This window comes from Paraburkholderia sp. CNPSo 3076 (genome assembly GCF_026343935.1).
Classification (GTDB): Bacteria; Pseudomonadota; Gammaproteobacteria; order Burkholderiales; family Burkholderiaceae; genus Paraburkholderia; species Paraburkholderia nodosa.
Window position 1 is genome coordinate 57,022 of sequence record NZ_JAPMAL010000020.1, and the last position, 22,765, is coordinate 79,786.

General features: G+C 63.6%; 17 protein-coding genes. 12 read left to right on the top strand and 5 right to left on the bottom strand.

Features of this window, described 5'->3' with window-relative positions:
• Positions 1–1,960: 1,960 nt before the first annotated feature.
• Positions 1,961–2,959: a ParB/RepB/Spo0J family partition protein gene (locus tag M3A49_RS23585; RefSeq protein ID WP_266231255.1), complete on the bottom strand. Its 999-nt coding sequence runs from the start codon at positions 2,957–2,959 to the stop codon at positions 1,961–1,963.
• On the bottom strand, positions 2,956–4,164 hold the full coding sequence (locus M3A49_RS23590; RefSeq protein WP_028208684.1) for an AAA family ATPase: 1,209 nt from the start codon (positions 4,162–4,164) through the stop codon (positions 2,956–2,958). The genes M3A49_RS23585 and M3A49_RS23590 overlap by 4 nt, the downstream gene beginning before the upstream one ends.
• 1,398 nt (positions 4,165–5,562) lie before the next feature.
• On the opposite strand from M3A49_RS23590, the gene M3A49_RS23595 reads away from it, so the two are divergent.
• Positions 5,563–6,906: a replication initiation protein gene (locus tag M3A49_RS23595; protein WP_266231256.1), complete on the top strand. Its 1,344-nt coding sequence runs from the start codon at positions 5,563–5,565 to the stop codon at positions 6,904–6,906.
• A gap of 947 nt (positions 6,907–7,853) precedes the next feature.
• On the opposite strand, the gene argG is transcribed toward M3A49_RS23595, so the two are convergent.
• A complete protein-coding gene (argG, locus tag M3A49_RS23600) occupies positions 7,854–9,188 on the bottom strand; it encodes an argininosuccinate synthase (RefSeq protein WP_110383903.1) in 1,335 nt (444 codons plus the stop codon).
• Positions 9,189–9,349: 161 nt separating this feature from the next.
• Positions 9,350–10,033 carry a GntR family transcriptional regulator gene (locus tag M3A49_RS23605; RefSeq protein ID WP_266231257.1) on the bottom strand — a complete coding sequence of 228 codons (684 nt, stop codon included), beginning with the start codon at positions 10,031–10,033 and terminating at the stop codon, positions 9,350–9,352.
• A 214-nt stretch (positions 10,034–10,247) separates the two neighbouring features.
• Between M3A49_RS23605 and M3A49_RS23610 the strand changes: the two genes are divergently transcribed.
• From M3A49_RS23610 to M3A49_RS23630, 5 genes are all read left to right on the top strand, one after another.
• A complete protein-coding gene (locus M3A49_RS23610; protein WP_266231258.1) occupies positions 10,248–11,135 on the top strand; it encodes an MFS transporter in 888 nt (295 codons plus the stop codon).
• On the top strand, positions 11,114–11,572 hold the full coding sequence (locus M3A49_RS23615) for an MFS transporter (protein WP_266231259.1): 459 nt from the start codon (positions 11,114–11,116) through the stop codon (positions 11,570–11,572). Before M3A49_RS23610 ends, M3A49_RS23615 begins: the two co-directional genes overlap by 22 nt.
• Positions 11,569–12,927 carry an MmgE/PrpD family protein gene (locus M3A49_RS23620; RefSeq protein ID WP_266231260.1) on the top strand — a complete coding sequence of 453 codons (1,359 nt, stop codon included), beginning with the start codon at positions 11,569–11,571 and terminating at the stop codon, positions 12,925–12,927. Before M3A49_RS23615 ends, M3A49_RS23620 begins: the two co-directional genes overlap by 4 nt.
• The gene (locus tag M3A49_RS23625) at positions 12,920–13,603 is read left to right on the top strand and encodes an MmgE/PrpD family protein (RefSeq protein ID WP_266231261.1); all 684 of its coding nucleotides are present in this window, start codon (positions 12,920–12,922) and stop codon (positions 13,601–13,603) included. Before M3A49_RS23620 ends, M3A49_RS23625 begins: the two co-directional genes overlap by 8 nt.
• 107 nt (positions 13,604–13,710) lie before the next feature.
• Positions 13,711–14,376 carry an MmgE/PrpD family protein gene (locus M3A49_RS23630; protein ID WP_266231262.1) on the top strand — a complete coding sequence of 222 codons (666 nt, stop codon included), beginning with the start codon at positions 13,711–13,713 and terminating at the stop codon, positions 14,374–14,376.
• A 46-nt stretch (positions 14,377–14,422) separates the two neighbouring features.
• Here M3A49_RS23630 and M3A49_RS23635 read toward each other — a convergent pair whose 3' ends face one another.
• Entirely contained in the window at positions 14,423–15,433 is a 1,011-nt protein-coding gene (locus tag M3A49_RS23635) for a glycosyltransferase family 2 protein (protein ID WP_254353059.1), read from the bottom strand.
• A gap of 325 nt (positions 15,434–15,758) precedes the next feature.
• Between M3A49_RS23635 and M3A49_RS23640 the strand changes: the two genes are divergently transcribed.
• The 6 genes from M3A49_RS23640 (at position 15,759) to M3A49_RS23665 (ending at position 22,764) form a co-directional block, all read left to right on the top strand.
• Complete coding sequence (locus M3A49_RS23640) at positions 15,759–16,844, top strand: FUSC family protein (protein WP_266231263.1); 1,086 nt, start codon at positions 15,759–15,761, stop codon at positions 16,842–16,844.
• A 384-nt stretch (positions 16,845–17,228) separates the two neighbouring features.
• Positions 17,229–18,512, top strand: coding sequence for an MFS transporter (locus M3A49_RS23645; protein WP_266231264.1), 1,284 nt, complete (start codon positions 17,229–17,231; stop codon positions 18,510–18,512).
• Positions 18,513–18,629: 117 nt separating this feature from the next.
• A complete protein-coding gene (locus M3A49_RS23650) occupies positions 18,630–19,559 on the top strand; it encodes a LysR family transcriptional regulator (protein ID WP_028204520.1) in 930 nt (309 codons plus the stop codon).
• 131 nt (positions 19,560–19,690) lie between these two features.
• Positions 19,691–20,185: a hydroxyquinol 1,2-dioxygenase gene (locus M3A49_RS23655; protein ID WP_266231265.1), complete on the top strand. Its 495-nt coding sequence runs from the start codon at positions 19,691–19,693 to the stop codon at positions 20,183–20,185.
• A 41-nt stretch (positions 20,186–20,226) separates the two neighbouring features.
• Entirely contained in the window at positions 20,227–21,246 is a 1,020-nt protein-coding gene (locus M3A49_RS23660) for a hydroxyquinol 1,2-dioxygenase (RefSeq protein ID WP_028204518.1), read from the top strand.
• 51 nt (positions 21,247–21,297) lie between these two features.
• Positions 21,298–22,764: an aldehyde dehydrogenase family protein gene (locus M3A49_RS23665; RefSeq protein WP_266231266.1), complete on the top strand. Its 1,467-nt coding sequence runs from the start codon at positions 21,298–21,300 to the stop codon at positions 22,762–22,764.
• Position 22,765 lies beyond the last annotated feature (1 nt).

Here is a 22,765-nt window from a genome sequence, read left to right on the forward strand (position 1 = left end):
TATACAGTGACGAGCAGTCGTGCTCCACTGTCGCTTGCCGGCTGAGGAACGAGTAACCGCACGAGCTCAGCACAGGAGCGCGGAGATCAAGCGCCGTGGTACGTCACCGTGACGAGCGGTACTACCCCGCTCCCACGCCGCACACAACGGGCTCGACTTTGACCTGCAGGCTATCCATCCTGTCACCCGCTTGCCTGCCGGTCCTCCCGAAAAGAAGCGTCATATGAGAATGACTGGGCGGCGCTGCTTCGGCTATGCCGGAGGCAACCGGGTTGGAATCTCCAGGCAAAGCGCGAGCGACGGATGCGAGGACATGGTGCGGCCCGTCGCCGTCAAGACGTCGGCTAAACGGGCGGACTGCGCCCGCACACCGATTCGGCATCAACGCAAGGCGTGAAATTCGTTGTGGGGAGTGGGGCGGGCGCTCATCGCCGAGAAGGTGTCAGGGCGAATCAAGACCGGCGGTGTTCGAAAGCCATGCCTCCAGGCCACGTGGATGGGTCTCCGTCCTGGCGATTCGCGGGGCAAACCAGGAGTTGGCACATCGTGACGGTTGGTGCATACGGCACTCAGCAACTGCAAGTCATGGGTGTGGCCGGTACATCGTTCGATGTAGCCCACTGGACCATGCAATGGCCAGGCCCCCCGCCTTTTGCCAGCAGCACTTGTTCTTTAGGAGGCGATGCCGAATATGGCGCTTCTCCAATTCTTCAAAGCGGCTTGATCTCGGCCGGCGCTGCGGAGGCGTCCTCGTCTTCCACTGGCGAGCAGGTAGCCCTTATTTGACGCCGCAGGGAGTTGGGATATGCCGGCGGTGTGTCGAGTCGACACACCGGCGCGATCGATACGAGCACGCGCTGGCTACGCTGATTGCAACCGAGGCGGCCGGCGCCAGAGACGTCTGCGCGAGCGGGTCGCCTTTTCACACGTTTGGGGCGCCAAGCGCTTTGGACGTATTCGCTTCCTCGCGAACCGCGCACGCCACCGATCTGGCATGCCCCAGATCGCAGTCGCCTGAGGCCACGACTGCGGGGAGCCAACGACCGTGTGTCGATTCGACACACCGCCTCGGCCAACTAAACAGCACCTGAGCGATGGACCATGGTCCCGCGCACCGCACGATGTGTGCAGCCGGGGAGATGAGCTTATGCCTTGTTTCGTTCTGCCGCCGATGAGGCGAGTCTTGGATCGCAATCCCCTCAGGCGGCGACGGCGAGGAAGCAGCGACAGTGTGTCGACTCGACACACTGATCCGGGTGACAAGTCGGCAGGCGACCGAACAGGCGATGGATCGCCCTCTCGCTCTTACGCACAGCACGATGAACGTACTGGGGAGATCACCTCACCCCATGCTCGTTATCGCGCGTCCCATGGCTCTCGCGGTTTGCAGCCACGGTCCGCGTGTGTCGACTCGACACAGCGCTCAACCCCAAGCAAATGAATTCGAGGATCGCCGCTCGCGGTTTTCGAGCACACCTCCCGCCGACGGCAGCCGGTAGGCACCGCCGACGGGGTAGTCGATGCGGCCATAGCCTTCGTCGTTCGACGAGCATGATCGGTCGTGTGTCGAGTCGACACACGACCGATCCGCAGTTGGCCACAGTCATTTCCGATGTCCACTCAACTCGGCACGACGCAAGCCAAACACCCTCTCACCCCTGTGTGTCGACTCGATACACGAGCCACGTCGACGAGCACAACGCCTTGATACACCGGTCCCTACAACCAACCCTCGACGCCCTGGCCAGAACTGGAATCCGCGCGCCACGCACAGCATTCTCATAGCCCACACCTTCCCGCCACGACTCACCTTGCCCATGTGTCGACTCGACACACGCTCATCCCCCGCACGTCCCTCTCGTCCGCCGAGCGGCTGTGTGTCAACTCGACACACAATCTAACCCGCAAAAAGAAAAAGCCCGCCGAAGCGGGCTCCCATCTCCATCAACAACCTCAAGAATCAGCCGGGTTTCACATTGAACAGCTGACTAATCAGCTCCCGGATTTGCGTTTCCTGGGCATCCGACAACACGCCCGTCTTGAGCTTCACCGTAAAGCTGTTGGTGTCTTTGGTAATGCTGCCGGCGTGGCTTTTGCCCGAAAAAATCTTCTCGATGCTGCGCTCGGATACGCTTTCGGTCGACTCCCCCCGACTGGCTTGCGCTCCGATCGCTGCGGCCAGCTTGCCTTGATCCAACGTCCGGCCGACCACGGCCGGCCACAACTCGCGCGCTGCCGAATGACCCGCCGAGCCGAACTTCTTGATTGCCGAAACAACCTCGTCAGCGGCCGACCCGCCGAGCAGACGCGGATTCAAATCAAGATCGCGTCGGATGAAATCCGGCAGATTTTCAAAGGCCAAGAACCGGTACAGGCCTTTGCGCGACATTCCCAACGCCTCGGCCATGCGCTTGCGCGTCGGAAACTCCCGTTCGGCGCGACGCAGCGATTGCCCAATCTCGTAATCGGTGAGGTCTTCGCGGCCAACGTTTTCCACGAGCGCGAGCACTGCCATGTCCTGATCGGAGCACTCGATCACGGAGGCACGAATGTCCTGCGCCTGAATCAGGGCGTGCGCACGAAGACGTCGTTCGCCGGCGATCAGCTGATAGCCGTTCTCCGCGCGGCGCACGACGATCGGCTCGATAAGACCGACTTCACGGATCGATTCGGCTAACGAGGCAAGGCCCTCGTCGCTGAAAATCTTGCGCGGCTGCCACGGGTTCGGCTGAATCGCGTTCACCGGAAGCATGAGCTTGTCACTCGTGTTCTCCAGTTCCTGGATGCGCTGCTGCGCCACCGCCAACGCGCCGAGCATGCCGGGCCCGGTCTTGAACGCGCTGCTGCGTCGCGGCGGCTCGGCCGGAGCGACGGCTGCCGGCCGTTCGGCCGCTGGCCGCTCCGACGAAGACCCGAGTTCACGGGTCTTCGCCGCCATCTTGTCGCGGAATGAACTCACTTGCCGGCCCTCCATTGTTCTACGTAGAGATCGTCGATCCACTGCACGTAATCAGTCAGCGGCTGACGCACGCGCGCCACCGTCTTGTCAGCGAGGTCTCCCTTGCTGATGTCGAACACGGTAGCCATGGCGAGTGCGCCGTTGCTCATCGCGGAACTGGCCGGCACCTCGAGCGCGTTCACCCAGTCCTTGTAAGTCCGCTGCACCCATGAGCGCACGACCGGTGCCGACGAGGTCTTGCCGTAGTCGACCTTAGAAAGCAGGACGGAAACGAAGTCGTACGTCTTCTCGTCGCCGCGTTCCATGATCGTGTGCGCGAGGTCCGAAAACAGGCTCCAGAACGAGACCGAGCTGATGAAGTCCAGGCTTTCGGGCACGAGCGGCATGACCATTGCGTCGGCGGCCATGAGCGCGTTGATCGTGAGATAGGACAGCGACGGCGCCGTATCCAGAATGATGTAGTCGTATTGCTTGCGCAGCACCTCCACCCCCTGGCGCAGCAGATCCCAGAACTTGAACCCCGGGTTCTTGATCACGGTACCGGGAATATGGAACTCCGCGGAAAACAGCGTGGGGTGCGCTGGAATGACGTCAAGCCCGTCCCAGTAAGTTTCCTGCACAAAATTCAGCAGACCGCCTTCCATATGCGGGTCGTAGATGAACGGCAGGACCGTGCTATCCTCAGTCACTTCCTTTTCGGCATACAGACCGCAGAGTTCCGTCAGCGACGCTTGCGGATCCAGGTCGATCAGCAGCACCTTGCGGCCACGCAAGGTCAGGCCTTGGGCGAGACACATGGTCGTGGTCGTTTTCGTCGAGCCGCCCTTGAAGTTGGCAACGAGGATCACCTTGCCGTCGGCATCGCGCACGCCGGTATGGAGCGGTGTCTGATAAATATCGGAAACCTGCTGGACCCAGGTTCGCGCTTCGGGCAAGGTGAAGACCCGGCTGCGCCCGGACCCCTGTGCCACGCCTTGCGGGAGACCCTCGCGGGTGGCAAGCAGGTTGTTCAGTTTGATGCGATCAATGCCGCACATCTCTGCGACCTGAGCGGACGTGAATGTGGGCGCCATCTTTCGCGGCCGCGGCGCCAGCATCATCTCCCGAAGCTCTTCAGATAGACGACCAGCCTCTTCGGCAAATTCGGTGATCGCGGAAAGATCCACACGTCGATCGATCGACGGCAATTCGATAGTTTTCGCCATTAATACGCTTTTTATCAGAATTTGGATAAAGCGTAGAATACAGCAAAAGCGTATGAAAACACACTAATTGAGGGCGATATGAAAAAAAAATGACCCTTCAAAACGCCTTGTGTTGCCCTCGTGGGACATTCCCAAGGGCAAAGGACCAACGAAACTGGCAACGTCACCTAGGCCTCTGTAGGCCCTTTCTCTCCGACATGCCTGTTTTTTGTGCAAATTGCCGGGGCCAGAGCACTTCGCATCAACTGCGCCGGTCGAGGTTTTTGTGCAAATCCGGCTGCGGAACTTTCCGTGCTGGCTTTATCGCTCGCATGCGCATCGCGCAGTCACGGTTTTTGTGCAGTTCGAGCGGCTGATCTCCCAGTACGCTCGAATCTCGCGGCCGGGTAACGATTTTTGTGCTTCCAGATTTCTGCTACCCAGCCTGGCCGGCCACAATTGCACAAAAACCGTTACCGTACTCGCTGAGAAAGGCTTGCCGCGCGCGCCCTGCCACCGGATTGCACAAAAACCGTTACCCGATTTCCTTAGCGCGCCCAGTACAGCCGCCATTTCACTATCTCCAGGCGGTCCTATTCGACCGGGACGTGCCTCCCACGCCAAAGTTGCACAAATTTCGTTACCTCACGCAGACGGCAAACAACCAGGCTATCGCACCGCGACCGCACAATAATCGTTACCTCCAGCGTCGGCTTCCGGGATCTGCACAAAAAACGTTGCTATCACGGCGTCGCTCGCCCGTGCACAAAATCCGTTGCCTTGCGTTCCTCGCGCCGGAAAGTCCACCCCTGAGTAGCGCCCCACCGATCTCCGTCATCGCATTCGGTTCAATCCTGGATCGTCAATCGACGTTCTGCACAGAAACCACTTCCATAGACCACCGGAACTGCACAGAAATCGTTACCTTTCCGCGGGTTTCGGCGGGCGAAGGCCAGATTGAGTTCAGGTGTCCCAATGCTGGGAGCCTTTACACGCGGGTCTTCGAAGCTACTCCCCCTTGAATTCCCTGACTGCATCACGAGACGCAACACGTCAAATTTCGCGTTGAGCATCTTTTTTTGCGAGCGGTTTGTTTGTTTACTTAAAGATAAAAACTCACCAACCAACTAACGTACGCATGCGTTTTCTTTCATTTCAAACACTTGCCGTGCAAAAGGACCGTTCTATGTGCGCACTGCACCGGTTTATGTGCAGCCAGGTGCCGTTTTATGTGCCGTTGTTGTAGAGATATTTGTGCGATCAGGTACGTTTTTTGTGCGCGAGCCGAATTCCGTGGCTGTTTGAGGTAACGTTTATTGTGTTGACTTGTGTTTGCGTAGTGATAGAGTGCCCGCCAATGTCGACGGGGAGAGCGGGCGTATGTCGGAGGAGAGCGGGCGAAGGACTACAACACTGCAGATGTCGCTGGGTCTCTTTGAGGAGATGTCCGGCCAGCCGATCAATGAGAGCACGCGGGAGATCGGTTTTCAGCGCAACAACGTGTTCGTCGCCATCAATGGGCTTGGGCTGTCTTCGCGCCGTTTCATCGACGCCGCCTATTTCATTGCCGCCCAGGAACCCGCGCCGCGCGACATCTACGACGTCGACCTGAACTACTTCAAGTGGCTCATGCGCTATGAGAGCCGCAACGTGCGCCATTTGCAGAGCGTCATCAAGGAAGCGCAGCGCGTGCTGATCGAGGTGACCGACACGCCGCCCGACCGCGCGCCGAGCGAAGACGACCAGTGGATTTCCGAGCAGCTGATGGGCAGCGTCAAGATCGGCAAGGGGCGCATCCAGTTCCGCATCCCGCCGCTCATGCTGCGCCACATCACCGGGCCCGACAAGCATCACTGGCTGAACCTGTGCATCACGGCGTCGTTCTCGCAAACCTACGCGCGCGCGATCTACGACTACGTGTTGCCCTTCGTGGCGGCCGGTTTGACCGACTGGATCGAGCTCGACGTCATGCGGCGCTGGCCTGGCAAACTCGGTACGAGCGCGTCGGAGTTCAAGCATTTCCGGCCCAAGTATCTCGATCCGGCAGTGCGCCAGATCAACGAGCTATCGGACATCGACCTCAGCTACGAAACCCGGGCCGACTCGGAAACCTCGCGCAAAATCAACAAGATCCGTTTCCGGATGAAGCGCAAGGACACGGTCGCCGCGCTGCTCTCCCGGCAGCCGGACGCGCATGACCTGCTGCTCACGCTCAAGGAGGAGTTCGGCCTGAGCAACAAGCAGTTCGACGTGATCGCCGAGCATCGCATGAGCTGGACCGACGAGCGCATCCAGCAGGCCATCGAATACACGCGTTTCCGGCTCAACCAGGGCAAGGTGACCAAGAGCCCTGCGGGCTATCTGATGAAGGCGCTGAGCCACGACTGGCAGGTCTCGGAGGCCGAGCGCAAGATGGTGGCGATCCAGAGCGAGCTGGCCGTGGCCGCGACCGCTCAGGAGACCGCCAGGACGGTGGCGACCACGGCGGTGAAGCAGAGCATCGCGGCGCGCGACGAAGAGGCGCGCTCGCAGCGCAACGAGGAGGTCAAGCAAGGCCGCGAGCACTTCGAATCGGCCGACGAGAAGACCCGCAAGGAGCTGGTGCGGCTCTACATCGCCTCGCAGGCCGGCAAGCTCATGCTGCGCCGCCTGAAGCTCGAGGCGGGGGCGCTCTCCGACATGAATATCCTCAACCACTCCGATCTGTCGTGGTACTTCGGGCAATTCGTCTACGGGAAGATGAAGCAGCTTGCCGCGCAGTGAGTGTCTTCAATACGCTTGACGGCTGATATGCTGGTGGGCGTATTGCGGCCCTCCCTGCAGCCCGTCACTGCCTCCCGCGCTTACGCGGCAGAAAATATCCAGTCGATCAATGGGTTAGGGCACTCGTTCCTGGCGTTCTCCACAAGCTTGCCAACAAAATCTGTGGGTAACTCTCGCCACCGTGGCTCATTGATCTAACCAAGGCGCTTCGGCGCTCGAGCACATGAGCGCCGAAGCATCTCGTGAGTCATCCCCTGTGATTTTTTCAGAGCGTCATGTCAGCAAAGTTCGGCCTTGGTCTAGCTGGGCAGACTTTGGTTGACACCGCACTGTTTCACGATGGCGACGTCAATCTCGCTCCGCATAGTGTCGTGGTTTTGAAGGTCAAGACGAACCAGGTCGATAAATTCTCTGCCGGCACCTACGATTTATATGCGGGCGCATTCATGCGGATGGAAGCCATCGGAATCCGGTCCAGTCTGCTCTATGTCGATTTCCATTCGGACTACAAGAACCCCACCCGCATCACGTTCGACCGCGACTACCCCTCGACACCCCAGGAGCGCGAGCAGTGGGAAGCGATGCACAAGGCAGAGACGTCCTGGCAACCGGTCAAGCCAGGGCAGACCTTTTCCGAAGACGGCCTGTACCGCGCCGTGCGTACTGACAACGGCCATCGCGGTCTGTTGCTCAAGCCGTTCAAGGCCGGGGAGGTGGCGACCACCGGGCGCGTGACGATGCCGATGCGGGAGCTGCCCGATGTCACCTTTCCCCCATGCGTCGCCCGAAAACCCTTATGCGACAGTGGGTTGGTGCGGTTGGACGCGAGTTGTCCCCAGCCTTGCCAACAAAATCTGTGGGTAACTCGAACGCCAGCCGCAAACCCATGCAGACATAAAAAAAGGGAAGGCGCAGTGCCTTCCCTTTCTTCACAAAGCGACGAGGCCTTACTTCTTCTCGTCGTTCAGCTGCGGCAGCGTATAAGCGGCGCCCGGCGCGAGCAGGCCGACCTTCGAGTACACACGCAGCTTCTCGCGCGTGTCGGTGATGTCGAGGTTGCGCATCGTCAGCTGGCCGATACGGTCGCGCGGCGAGAACGTCGAGGCGACCTTCTCCATCGACAGACGCTCCGGCTGATACGTGAGGTTGTCCGACTTCGTGCTGAGGATCGAGTAGTCGTTGCCGCGGCGCAGTTCGATCTTCACTTCGCCGGTGATGGCGCGCGCCACCCAGTGCTGGGCCGTTTCACGCAGCATGATGGCTTGCGGGTCGAACCAGCGGCCCTGGTACAGCAGGCGGCCCAGACGGCGGCCGTTCTCGCGGTACTGCTCGATGGTGTCTTCGTTGTGGATGCCCGTCACGAGGCGCTCATAGGCGATGTAGAGCAGCGCCAGACCCGGGGCTTCGTAAATGCCGCGGCTCTTCGCCTCGATGATGCGGTTTTCGATCTGGTCGCTCATGCCCAGACCGTGACGGCCGCCGATCCGGTTTGCTTCGAGCAGCAGTTCCACGGCGTTCGGGAACGTCTGGCCGTTCAGCGCGACCGGCTGGCCTTCCTCGAAGCGGATCGTCACTTCTTCGCGGTCGATCTTGACGTCGTCGCGCCAGAACGCCACGCCCATGATCGGATTCACGATCTTGATGCCGCTTTCCAGGCTTTCGAGGTCCTTCGCTTCGTGGGTTGCGCCGAGCAGATTCGAGTCGGTCGAATAGGCCTTCTCGGCCGACATCTTGTATTCGAAACCCGACTGGCGCATGAACTCCGACATTTCCGAGCGGCCGCCCAGTTCGTCGATGAACTGCTGGTCGAGCCACGGCTTGTAGATCTTCAGGTCCGGGTTGACGAGCAGGCCATAGCGGTAGAAGCGCTCGATGTCGTTGCCCTTGTAGGTCGAACCGTCGCCCCAGATGTTGACGCCGTCTTCCTTCATCGCCGCCACGAGCATCGTGCCCGTTACAGCGCGGCCAATCGGGGTCGTATTGAAGTACGTCACGCCGGCCGTCGAGATGTGGAACGCGCCGCACTGCAGGGCGGCGATGCCTTCCGCCACGAGCTGCGCGCGGCAGTCGATCAGGCGTGCACCGGCGGCGCCGTATTCGGTCGCGCGGCGCGGGATCGAATCGTAGTCGTCTTCGTCGGGCTGGCCCAGGTTCGCCGTATAGGCGTAAGGCACGGCGCCCTTGAGCTTCATCCAGTGCAGCGCGGCGCTGGTGTCGAGGCCGCCGGAGAAGGCGATACCGACCTTTTGGCCGGTCGGAAGGCTTTCAAGAATTGTGCTCATGATGAGAAAGAACCCGGTAGAACGAGAATGCGGAAGGAATTCGGTCGAATCGTCAAGTATGTTGTATCCCCGGCCTTTCGGCAAGCCTGGTGGGGAGGGCCACAGGCCCCGTTCGACGCGGCACCCGCGCTAATAAAAGGGGGCCAAGCGAGGGCCCGCGCTCAGCGCAGGCTGTCCCAGGCCGCTTCGATCGCATGCAGGGCGCCCATCACGATCGAACGGTTCAGCGCCGCGGCTAGCACCCCGTCGCGTTCGGCGTAGGCCTCGCACAGCCGCTGGTGGTCGGTGCAGGAACGCTGCAAGCGGCCCGGCAGCGAGGTGCTCAGGTGGCGCAGGCGGTTCGTGCGCATGCGCATGGAGTCCAGCACCTCCTTGAAGATGCCGTTGCGGCTCACGCGCAGTTCCTCGTCGCGAAACGCGACGTTGGCCCAGAAGTAGCCGTCCACGTCACCTTTGGCCGCGACTTCGGCCAGCTTGCCATGCGCGCGCCACAGCGCGGCGATGTCCTCGTCCGTCGCGTGCTCGACGATCGCGAGCGACACCTGACCGTAGAGCAGGGCGCGCAGCGCGTAGATCTCGCGCACTTCCTTTAACTGCATGGCGGCCACGCGCGGGCGGCGGCGCGGCGACCAGTCGACGAGTCCTTCGCGCGTGAGCGCGAAAAGCGCCTCGCGCACGGGCGTGCGGCTCACGCCGAAGCGTTTGGCGAGATCGACCGAATTCAGGTCGTCGCCGGGACGCAGCCGGCCTTCGATGATGCCGCGCGCCACCCAGTCGACGATCTCGGCCACGCTCGACTGCTCGCCCGTTTCCGGGGCGGCCATTACGCCGACATCTTCATCCATGCGCTTTCCCCCCGAGGCGCCGCGACCGGGCGCAGCGCCGCAGATTGTAACAAATCCAGTACCGGCTTCGCCTTCGAAGTCGCAGGCCGGCTATTTAAGTGTATACACTAAGGCGAGAATGTCACTGTGCCAAACGAAGAATCGCCATATACCGAATCTAACTGTCGACACTAAATAACAATTCAATCGGCTACCCGTCAGGCAAGGAGACGCCATGTACATGGGAACTGAGATTGCCGGCTCAACGCACGTCGAGGCGAGCGTCTCGGCGCGGCTCGACCGGCTGCCGCCCACGCGGTACTTCCGCGGGCTCGTCGCCCGCATCGCGGTGGGCGGATGGTTCGAGTTCTACGAAATGTTCATGGCGGCCTATATTTCGCTGGGCCTCATCCACAGCGGGCTGTACTGCGCCACCACCGCTGGCCTCTTCGATGTGAACGGCTTCGCCAGCTTTCTCGGCTCGTTCTTCGCGGGCATGTTCGTCGGCACGGTGGCGCTGGGCGGCGTCACCGACCGCTTCGGGCGGCTCATCGTGTTCACGTTCGCCATGCTGACGTACTCCGTGGCGAGCTTCATCGCCGCTTTCCAGCATTCGCCGCCGCGCGATGCGCGCGGGCGCTACCCGGCGTTCAGCATCCTCGTCATTCTCACTTCGGTCCCTGTGGTCGCGGTCATCTCCTATGCGCTCGTGCCGCGCACGTTCCTCGGCATGGAAGGCTGGCGCTGGGTGATGATCATCGGCGCGGCCGGCGCGGTGTTTATCTGGTTCATTCGGCACGGCTTGCCGGAATCGCCGCGCTGGCTCGAGAGCAAGGGGCGCGTGAGCGAGGCGCGCCAGATCGTCGACGAGATCGAGCGCAAGGTGGTCGCCGAAACCGGCAAGCCGCTCGCCGAGCCGCCCGAAGGCCCGGCTGCGAGCCAGCTGGAGGCGCGCGGCGCGTGGATCGAGATGTGGCAGGGCCGCTACTTCAAGCGCACGGTGATGCTGTCGCTGTTCAACTTCTGCCAGACCTTCGGCGTGTACGGCTTCGGGGCATGGGTGCCGGTGCTCCTGTACTCGAAGAGCATCACGATCACGCATTGCTGCTCTACACCATGGTGATCGCCATCACGACCCCGCTCGGCGCCATTGGCGCCATGGCGTGCGCGGAACGCTTTCAGCGCAAGTGGCAACTGGTGGGCTGCGCCATCGTTGTGGCCGTGGCGGGCGTGATGTTCGGCCAGGTGCGCGACCCCGTGCCGATCCTGCTGTTCGGCAGCGCGGTGACGATTGCGAATAACTGGCTCATCGGCATCTTCCACACCTATCAGGCCGAGCTGTATCCCACGCGCATTCGCGCGCGCGCCGTGGGGTTCGTCTTCAGCTGGAGCCGGGTGAGTTCGATCTTCGTCGGCTTCTGGGTGGCGGCGCTGCTCAAGCACTACGGCGTGCCCGCGGTGTTCCTGCTGATCTCGTCGGCCATGGTCGTGATCGTCGTGGCGGTTGGCGTGTGGGGGCCGAAAACCAACGGTGTACCTCTAGAGGAGTTGTCGCAATGAGTGGTTCCATCGCCGCCGCATTCGCGCAGGGCTTGTATGCGCTGGCACAGCGTCCCTTGCCCGCCGATGTCCTGAAGGAAGCGAAGCGCTCGTTCATCAACGTTGCGGGCACAACGATTGGCGCCTGCATGCATCCGGGCGTGGAGGCGATACTCGCTACCGCGCGTGATCTCGGCGCCGCACATGAGGCGGGCGTGCTGGGCCGCACGGAGCGCATCGACGTGCATTTCGCCGCGCTGGCGAACGGCTTCGCCGGCCACCTCGACGATTTCGACGATACGCATCTTGCCACCGTGATCCATCCCGCAGCGGCCACGCTCGCGGTGCTCACCGCGCTCGCGCCGCAAACGCGGCCCACCGGCGCACAGGCGCTCACGGCGTTCGCGCTGGGCTGTGAGGCGCAATTGCGCGTGGGCGTGGCGATCTCGCCTGAGCATTACGACCGGGGCTGGCATATCACGGGCACGTGCGGCGCGATTGGTTGTGCGGTGACGGCGGCGCTGCTGCTCGGTCTCGACGAAGTCCAACTCAAGGAAGCCGCATCGATTGCCGCCTCGATGTTCGTCGGGCAGCGCGAGGCCTTTGGCACCATGACCAAGCCTTTTCATCCCGGCAAGGCGGCTGCCAACGGCATCGACGCGGCACGGCTCGCCCAGCACGGGCAGCGCGCCGCCGAGGACATTTTCGAAGCACCGGGCGGTTACGCGAGATCGCTCTCGACGAAGGTGGTCTTCGAGCGCATGAACGGCGATTTCGGCGAGCGCTGGGAGTTGTTGTTCAACACCTACAAGCCGTATCCGTGCGGGATCGTCGCACATCCGGCCATCGATGCCGGCCTCGCGATTGTGGAGCGCATTGCGGATGCCGGTTCGATCGACGCGATCGTGCTGCGCTGCCATCCGCTCGTGCCGGAATTGATGGGCAACCCGCAGCCTCGTGACGGCCTGCAGGCGCGCTTCAGCGCGATCCATGGTGTGGCCGCCGCGCTGTGCGACGGCCAGGTGGGCCTCGCGCAATACGACGACAGCCGCGTGACGCGCGACGACGTGACGGCGCTGCGCGCGAAGACGACGCTCGCGCCCGACGCCGCCGTGAACCGCGACGAGGCGTACATCGAAGCACGGCTTCACGACGGCAGCGTGGTCGCACATCACATCGAACATGCGCGCGGCAGTCTCGCGCGACCCTTGACCGACGACGAACTGCTCGACAAGGTGCGTCTGCTGATCGACCCGCGACTTGGCGCGGGCGCGGCGGATCGTGTTGCCGCTGCCGTCGCGAACGTGGAGCGCGCCGCCAGTCTCGATGCGTTCTTCGCCCTTTGCACGCCGAACAAGGATCTGGTTCATGCATAACCCCGCCGCTCATTCCGCCGTTGCCGATGCGTTCGTGGCGCTTGCCGCGGCGAACCCTGGCGCGCGCGAACTCGAAGCCGCGCGCAGCGCCATGGCGAACGCGCGCCGCTGCGCCGCGCAGCCGCGCGACGCCAGCCCGCTGAGCGCCATGCTTGCGCAGGCCACCGATGCGCGCTCGCGCGCATGGCAGCTCGGCGCCGTGCTCGCCACGCAGGATGCCGGTTCGACCGCCGCGCCGGCCGTGGCGGCAGCGCTTGCATTAGGTGAGTCTCTCGAAGCCGCCGACGACGACATCGCCGCCGCCGTCGCGGTTGGCACGCGCGCTTCGGCGCGTCTGGGCGCCGCCGTGGACGACGAAGCGTTTCGTGCGCGCTGGAACGTGGCCGCGTCGCTCGGCATCGTGGGGGCGACGCTCGCGGCTGCGCGCCTGCTCGGGCTCGACGCGCTGCGCACGCGCCACGCGCTCGGCATCGCCGCCACGCAGGCCGCAGGGCTTGCGCGCAACGTGGGCGAAGCCATGGGTGCGCTGGAAACCGGCAAGGCGGCCGCCGACGCCATCGAAGCGGCCCTGCTCGCGAAGCACGGCTTCACGAGCGCAGCGGCGTCGATAGACGGACGGCGCGGGCTGGCCGCGCTGATGGCCTACCGTTTCGACGCGGGAGCGATTACCGCATGAGCCGCGCCGGATAAAACGATTTAAATACGGATGCCGAACGGATAACGATGCCAATAACGCCTTCGCCTTCGCGCCGCCGCATGCTTCAGTGCGTCGCGGCGTGCAGCATGCTGCCCGTCGTCGGCGCAAAGCATGCGTTTGCCGCTGAGGCCTCACCCTCGCCGTCGCCGGACGACACCGGCATGACCGCGCAGCTGGCGCGCTACATCGTCGCTGCGCGCGACCAGCCGTTGCCCGATGCCGTGCTGGTCGAATGCAAGAACCACATTCTCGATACCTTTGGCGCGATGGTCTCAGGCTCGCGCATGCGTCCCGGCATGCTGGCGACGCAATACGTGCGCACGCTCGGCGGCGCGCCGCAGGCCTCGGTCGTCGGCTCGGATCTGCGCACGAGCACGGTGAACGCCGCGCTCGCCAACGCCATGCGCGCGCACTCCGACGAAACCGACGACTTCGAGCCCGTCACGAAGGCGCACCCCGGCTGCTCGACGGTGCCCGCCGCACTCGCGCTAGGCGAAGCGCAGGGCGCATCCGGCGCGGCGCTCGTACGTGCCGTCGCGCTCGGTTGCGACACGGCGGGCCGGCTCCTCATGGCGCTCGGCCCGGACCTCGTGCGCGCATCGCAGCGCCGAAGGCACGGCCTCGACGTTCGGCGCGCTTGGCGCGGCCGCGGCGCTCACGCGGCTCGACGAACGCCAGACGCGCTATGCGATCTCGTACGCGGCGCAACAGGTATCGGGGCTATGGAGCTGGGTGAAGGATCGCGACCATAGCGAACGTGGCCGACCTGCGGCCGCTGTTCACGGCGTGATGCGTTCGCTACGGCATGCGCGTTCGGGACGTATCCACGACTTGCTCGTCCTTCATGCCCAATAGGGCGACGGACTCCGTGCCAGGCCGCCGCGTGGCTTTCCAGATCATCAGCAGGTGGTAGTAGAGCCGCGGGCTGAAGCCGAACCGGTACGCGTAGAGATTGCCGAGCGCGAGCTGCAGCCCGGCGCGCGCCTCGCGATTGCGCGCGAGCAGCGAGACCACGATCGGCACGAGCCGGCGCATGGCAAGCTTGCGAGCCGGTTCGAGTTCGGGTGGCAGCGCGAGGCTCTTGAGAAAGCGCCACGCCGAGATCGACGAGGCGTTGATGCTCGTGCGCGTCGCCTGGGATACCGAAACGTCGGTGATGCGATAGCACGAGACGTATTCGTTCACGTAGCACACGCGTTTTGCCGCCAGGCACAGGCGCGTGCCGAACACGTAATCGCAGCAGGTGCCGTAGTGGTCGTCGTAGCCAATGCGCTTGACGAGCGCCGCATCGGCGAGCCAGCCATTGTTGGGGAACATCTGCACGATACCCACGCGGCCCGGCGGGTGTTGCAGCCCCGCGGCGCTGGCCGTGCGCTGATAGGCGATGTTCATGCGTTCGCTAGCCGCGTGCATGATGCGCCCCTCGTGATCGGTTTCGTATTGATCGCCGAACGCCACTTCCAGATCCGGATAGCGCTGCCACTGCGCGAGCAGCTTCTCGATGCAGTGCACGAGCAGGTAGTCGTCGTCGTGGATCAGGAGGATCTTGTCTCCGCTCGCCCGCTCGAAGAGGCTGGCCACGTTGGGCGCCTGGCCGAGCGCGGGCACGTTGCGCCGGTAGGCGATGCGCGGGTCGTCGCCGTAACGCGAGGCGATCAGTTGCTGCGTGCGATCGTCGCTCGAATCGTCGCCGATCACGATCTCGATGTTTGCATGCGTTTGCATGAGACACGATTCGATGCAGCGAACCAGCAGTTCAGGCCGGTTGTACGTCGGCAGGCAAATGGAGACCTTCGTTGTTGTCGTCATGGGCAGACCCCAGTGCTTGAGGGATACGGAGACGTCCGCAAAGGCGGGTTCGTAATACGAACTTCATCCGTTGGACATGACGGTAAATGAACAAAACGCGAAAGAAATTGAAAATAATTCGCAAGGAATGCGTTTTGCACAGCGCGGCCCGCAGAGCCCCCAACGGCGGGCATCCGCACAAAATGCCGATGTTCGATCTGATCAATCGGAAAGAAAATCCGGGCCGCAAAATAATGGGGAAGGCGTCGAGGATGGACTGAGTGCCGGAACAGTCAGGTCATTCGCGTTAGCATTGGCGCTCCGCCTGAAACGACCGCTGGCATCCATGGCCTCCATCTCCTACGCCCACAAACCGCTCACGCCGTTTCGCCGTGCGCTCGCACGCTTCTCCCTCTCCGAACTCGCGAAATACACGAAACTCACGCTCGGCATGTGGATCGGCTTCGGCGTTCCGTACGCCTGCGGGTTTCCCGAGGCGGCGGTCGCGCTCTCCGGCTCGGCCATGCTCACGCTCGCGCTCGGCAGTTCCATCTCGGCGGCGCGCGGGTACTTCTACAAGCGCGTGATGTCGAACCTCGTGGCGATGCCGATCGGCACGCTCCTGATCTGGCTAACCGCGCCGCATCTGTGGCTGGGTGTAATCCTGCTGCCGCTCGTGATCTTCACGATCGTGCGCATCCGGCCTTCGGTGTTCCAGATGACGAGCATCACCGTGCCCATGACGCTAGTGCTCTATACGGGCGAGCACATACCGTTGCTGGAGCAGCGGCTGATCGGCGTGGTGCTCGGCATGCTGCTCGGCTTCATCATCCAGCAGATTGCCTTTCCGCCCGATCACGGCTTCTGGGCGAACACGCTCGTGAACGACGGCAACGCCCAGGCCGAAGCGTTGCTCACCGAGGTCGCAACGAAAACGCTGGACCGCGCGAAGCTGAAATCGGCGACGGCTGCGCTGCGGGTGTCGAGCAGCAATCTGAAGCAGGCGCACGATCTCCTCAAGTCGGACCTGGCGCAGTCGTGGGTGTCGGCGCATCTGAAGCGCAATCGCGATCGCCTGCCGCTGTTTTCGTGCTACCACGAACTGTTCGACTCGATCGTCGGCTTCCTCGAAACGCTCGACACGTTCAACGCGCAATACGAGGCGCTCGATGCGCAATGGAAAGAGGCATACCGGCGCGGCTTCGCGCGCCTCGTGGACGTGCACCGGCAACTGGCTTCACAGGCCGACCTGCGGGTGGAACGCCCAGGTCTGCTCGTGGCGCCGCTGACGCGAGAGGAACTGCATGCGCTCGTCGAAGCGCTGCCCGCAACGGGCGTGTTCACGAGCGTCTATCTCGGGCATTTGACCGGCTACGGCATCCTGCTGAGCCGTTTGAGCGACATGCATACCGAACACTTGCGCAAAGCGTGATCGCCGCGCTTCTGGTGGTGATTCTCGTGCCAGGCGTGGCGCTCGGACTCGTGCAACTCATGCGTTGAATGCCTACCGCCCGGCGCGCAAGCGAGCGTCTACCCGTAATTGTCCTGGGGTGGGCGCGTCGCGCCAGTACGTGCAGCGCGGCGCACGCGCAGCGTCCCAACTGCTGTGCCCGCCGGCCTTGCGCACCCGATTATTCGCGATCCGCGAATGACGTATTCGGGCGTTATCCGGTACTGATTACGCCGCGCTTGCGGCTATCTTTGCCTCGTCGATGTCGACGGCGTCCTGCGAGCGTGCAGCGGTGCACGTCGCGTCGAACACCGTTTTCGAACATGAGCGTGTGGCGCGGCATCCGGCCGGCCCAAGGAGACAGAGATGAAACCGAACACATGGGACACGGCCTACGAATGGAAGGCCGTGACGCTGCTGGCGCTGGGCTTCGGCCTCGTGGGCCTCGACCGCTGGCTGATCGCGCCGCTGTTCCCGTCCATCATGAAAGACCTCAACCTCAATGCGCAGGATGTCGGCAATTGCATCGGCATCCTCGGCCTTTCGTGGGGCGTGTTCGCGGCGGTCATGGGCGGCATGTCCGACAAGGTGGGGCGGCGCAAGGTGCTGATTCCGGCGATCATCGCGTTCTCGCTGCTCTCGGGCTTCTCGGGCCTCGCAGGCGGCTTTGCGAGCCTGCTGGCCGTGCGCGCGCTGATGGGCGTGGCAGAAGGCTCGTTCTGCCCGACCAGCTTCGCCGCCACAGCCGATGCCTCGCACCCGAAGCGCCGCGGCTTCAATCTCGGGCTTCAGCAAAGCGGCTTCGCGCTGTTCGGGCTCGCGCTTTCGCCGATCATCGCCACGCAGTTGCTGGGCGTAATGAGTTGGCGCGGGGTGTTCGCACTCGTCTCGGTGCCGGGCCTGATTCTTGGCCTGCTGATGTACCGCGTGATCCGGGAGCCGCAAGGCGCGCCTGCGCGCCACGCGGGTGCGTCCGCGGCAAAGGCCGAACGCGGCCACTGGCGCGACGTGATCCGCAGCCACAACATTCCCGTGGCGATGGTCGCGCTGTTCTGCGCCATGACGGGCGTGTTCGTGCTCGGCGCCATGCTGCCGCTCTATCTCACGCAGTACCTTTCGCTCGACATGCAGCGCATGGGCGTGGTGGCCTCGGCAATTGGCTTTGGCGGTTTCGTCGGACAGTTCGGCTTGCCGGGGCTTTCGGATCTGCTGGGCCGGCGTCTGGCGAGCGTCATCGGCTTCGTGGGCACCGCTGTCATGCTGATCGTGTTTCGCGGTCTCGGCGCGCAACCGCTCGCGCTCTTCGTAGTGCTGTTCGCGGCGTCGTTCTTCACGCTCGGCCTCGTTTCGCTGCTCTCTGGGCCGGTGGCCACCGAAGCCGCGCCGGCTGGCATGGTCTCGACCTCGATCGGCCTCGTGGTGGGCGCGGGCGAAATCTTCGGCGGCGGCGTGGCGCCCGCGCTCGCCGGATTCGTTGCAGCGCATTTCGGTATCCAGAACATTTTGTGGCTGCCGATCGGCGCCGTTTTCCTCGGCGTGCTGGTGAGCCTCTTCCTCAAGGAAACCGCCCCCGCGAAGCTGCGGCGCAGCGAGGCCGCGGCCCCAGCTGTCCCCGCCGCGCCCTTACCCGCAGCGGGCCAGGCCGAGTAGCGTGCGCGCGCCGTCCGTGTCGTCTTCTGCGCCCGCGCCGCCCGTGCAGGAGCGGCGCGAGCGACTGGAGGCGGGCCCTATACTTGAAGGGCCCGAACCCGAGAAGACGAGAGGAGCATGGACCGATTCCTGAGCATCGAAGCCTTTGTGCGCGTGGCGGAAACGAGCAGTTTCGCGGAGGCGGCCCGGCAACTCGGCGTGACCAGTTCGGTCGTGACGAACCGCATCCAGCAACTGGAGAAGTTCGTCAACGCCCCGCTCTTTCATCGCAGCACGCGGCACGTGCGCCTCTCCGAAGTCGGCGAGGCGTTTTATCGTGAATGCGCGGAGGTGGTGGGGCGTGTGAACGAGCTGACCGACCAGATGCGCGAGCTGCGCGCCACGCCCACTGGCAGGCTGCGCATCCAGATCTTGCCGGGCTTCGCGCTGGGCCATTTCGGCGCGCCGCTCGCCGAGTTCAACCGCCGCTATCCCGGCATCCAGCTCGATGTGATCGTCAACGACCGCGTGGTCGATCCGATCGAAGAAGGCTTCGACGTCGCTTTCCAGATCTTCCCGCCGATTTCCGATTCGCTGATCGAGCGGCGGCTCTTTTCGGTGCGGCGGCTCTTTTGCGCCACGCCCGCTTATGTAGAAGAGCATGGCGCGCCGCAGCATCCGCGCGAATTGCTGCAGCACACCACGGCGCTCTATTCGGGCTATCCCTCGCGCAACCGCTGGACGATGACACGCGGCGACGAAGTCGTGGAGATGGAGTTGCCCGGCATGATCCGCTCGAACTCGGTGCATTTGCTGCGCGACTACGCGCTCACGGGCGGCGGCGTGGTGTGCCTGCCTACGCTCGTGGCGAGCGAGGCGCTCCTCAACGGCTCGCTCGTCCCGATCCTCACCGACTACCACCTTTCGGCGTTGAGCTTTGCCGCCGTGTATCCCTCCACGCAGCGCCAGGCCCTGAAAGTGAAGGCGCTGGTGGAGTTTCTGGCCGAGTATCTGGGCCCCGAGCCCGCGTGGGACGTGCCGCTGATCGAGCGCGGCTGGGTGCGCTAGGGCTTGCGACGACCGCCTGCCGCGATTCTTCGCGAAACGCGAATGCCGTAGTCGCCTGGTTGCCGGTTGTTGCCGCCGCGCAGCGCTCCTAAAGTTGATTCCAACGACACCTTCCAAAACAGGAGACAGCCATGACCGATTCGTCATTCCACACCGTCTTCGGCTCGCTCGAGCAGTACCGCAAGGGCGAGATCGAAATTACGAGCGGCGACGCCCGCCACTATGTTTTCTCGAACGTCTTCGAAGTCGCCGCAAGCTCGGCGCCCTACGAAAAAGTTGTGGTCGGCAAGAACCTCGACTACGTGATCGAGGTGCTGCGCACGGAAGGACAGTCGCGCTGGTTCGCCTGCGCGCACGATGAGTTCGTGATCCTGATGGATGGCGAAGTGCGTATCGACTTCATCAAGCTCGATACGCCGCCCAAGGGCGGTACGGGCACGGTCGACGCGGGCGAGCAGCCTGCGGGCCGCAAGATGGGCCACGTGGTGCTGCGCCGCGGGCATCAAGCGCTGCTGCCTGCGGGCTGCGCGTATCGCTTCAGCGCGCAGCAGGCTGGCGTGGCGCTAGTGCAGACCATGGCCGGTGAACTGTCCGTGCAGAAGTGGGCCGATATCTGCCTGCACTGAAACCACGCGCTAACCGATCACCCGACTACTGGAGACACCAAATGGCCACCCTCGAAACCCTCGACCATTCCGCAGGCTTTGCGGCCGACACCGTACGCGCGAGCGAGCCCGACGCCGTGACCGGCTATCGCCGCTACACGCTCGGCGCCTTCGAATTCACGCGCGACGAATACTTTGTGAAGGTGCTGTGGCCCGCGAAGGGGCAGACGCGCACCCACGCCATCCCCGCCGACGCGTTCCTGCGCGCCATGATGCGCGACGTGGCCTGGGGCTTCTTCTATGGCTGGGTGAATTTCGACCACGTGTTCGGCACGCGCAATCACTACGGCAAGGTGGACGTGTATGCGGGCTCGTTCAACGGCATCATGAAAGACGCCGGCGTGGACTATATCGAGACCTTCGAAACGCCCACCATCATGGCGACCTTCAAGGCGATCCTGCACGACTGGACCAACGAAGGCTTCGACCCGTTCGCCGCGCCCGAGGAAACCGGCACCGCATTCGGCCGCAAGCATGGGGACAACGACGCCGCGATCGAGCGCACGCGCATCGCCACGCGCCGCATGCCGGGCCTCGAAGGCGACTCGCCGCTGCGCGACGACCTGCCCGTGAACCGCGCTTTCGCCGACGTGCCTCAGGACAGCCCCGAAGTGCACGCCGAGCCCGGTTTCGAGGGCGAGCTGCACGCGTTCAATCTCTTCAAGTACCTCTCGCGCTCGGACGTGACGTGGAATCCTTCGGTCACTTCGGTGTGCGGCCAGAGCCTGTTCTGCCCGACCACGGAGGAGTACATCCTGCCGGTCTTCCACGGCAACGACCGCGTGGAGTGGTTCCTGCAGCTCTCCGACGAGATCGTCTGGGACATCGGCGACAAGAACACCGGCGCGCCGCGCGCCCGCATCACCATGCGCGCGGGCGACATCTGCGCGATGCCCGCCGATATTCGTCACCAGGGCTATTCGACCAAGCGTTCGATGCTGCTCGTGTGGGAGAACGCGACCGCCGGTTTGCCCAAGCGCTACGAGAGCGGCGAACTCAAGCCGTATCCGGTCGACTTCTGATCAAGTTTGGCAGCTACACAGTACGCCTAAGCATCAATCGAGGATTTACTCATGCAAACGCAATTGTTCATCGACGGCCGCTTCGTTGACGCTGTCGAGGGCGGCACCATCGACGTGCTCAATCCGCACGACGGCTCGCTGATCACGAAGATCGCCGCAGCCACCGCCGCCGACATCGATCTGGCCGTGGCCGCCGCCACGCGCGCCTTCCCGCAGTGGGCGGCGACGCCGGCCGCGGAGCGCGGCCGCCTGCTGCTGCGTCTCGCCGACGCCATCGAAGCGAACGGCGAAGAACTCGCGCAACTCGAATCGCTCGACACGGGGCACCCGATCCGCGACTCGCGCACACTGGACGTGCCGCGCACGGCGGCGTGCTTCCGCTACTTCGGCGGCATGGCCGACAAGCTGCAAGGCTCGGTCATTCCGGTCGAGACGGGCTTTCTCAACTATGTGCAGCGCGCGCCCATTGGCGTGGTGGGCCAGATCGTGCCGTGGAATTTCCCGCTCATGTTCACGAGCTGGAAGATGGGCCCGGCGCTCGCAGCCGGCAACACGGTCGTGCTGAAGCCCTCCGAAATCACGCCGCTTTCCACGCTGCGCATTGTCGAACTGATGGCGGAAGTGGGTTTTCCCGCCGGTGTCGTCAACATCGTGCCGGGCTACGGGCATACGGCCGGGCAGCGGCTCGCGGAGCACGAGGGCGTGGGCAAGATCGCCTTCACCGGGTCGACGGCTACGGGGCGGCGCATCGTGGAGGCCTCGCAGGGCAACCTGAAGCGCGTGCAGCTCGAACTAGGCGGCAAGGGCGCCAATATCGTGTTCGACGACGCCAATCTCGGCGCCGCCATCAATGGTGCGGCCTGGGCGATCTTCCACAACCAGGGGCAGGCCTGCATTGCGGGCTCGCGTCTGGTGCTGCACGAGCGCATTGCCGACGAATTTCTTGAGCGCTTCGTCGCGCTCGCCGCTTCGATTCGTGTCGGCAATCCTTTGGACCCCGAAACAGAAATGGGGCCGCTCACCTCGCTGCAGCATCTGGAGCGCGTGAAGGCCTTCGTGGACGTGGCGCGCGAGCAGGGCGGGCGCGTCCTCACGGGCGGCAGCGTGCCGCAGGATCCCGCGCTCGCCAACGGCTACTACGTGCGCCCCACCGTGATCGAGGCGAAGACGCCGGACGATCGTATCGCGCAGGAAGAGGTGTTCGGCCCGTTCGCGACCGTGCTGCGCTTCAAGTCCGACGAAGAGGCACTCGCCATTGCCAACGGCACCGACTACGGTCTCGGCAGCGGCCTGTGGACGCGCGACCTCTCGCGCGCACACAGCATCGCGGGCAAGATTCGTGCGGGCATGTGCTGGGTGAACTGCTACAAGCGCGTGAATCCGGGCAGCCCGTTTGGCGGCGTCGGTCAATCGGGCTACGGCCGCGAAATGGGCTTCGAGGCGATGCACGACTACACGGAGGCCCGCTCGGTGTGGGTCAACGTGGACGCCCAGGTGCCGCCGCACTTCAAACGTTGAG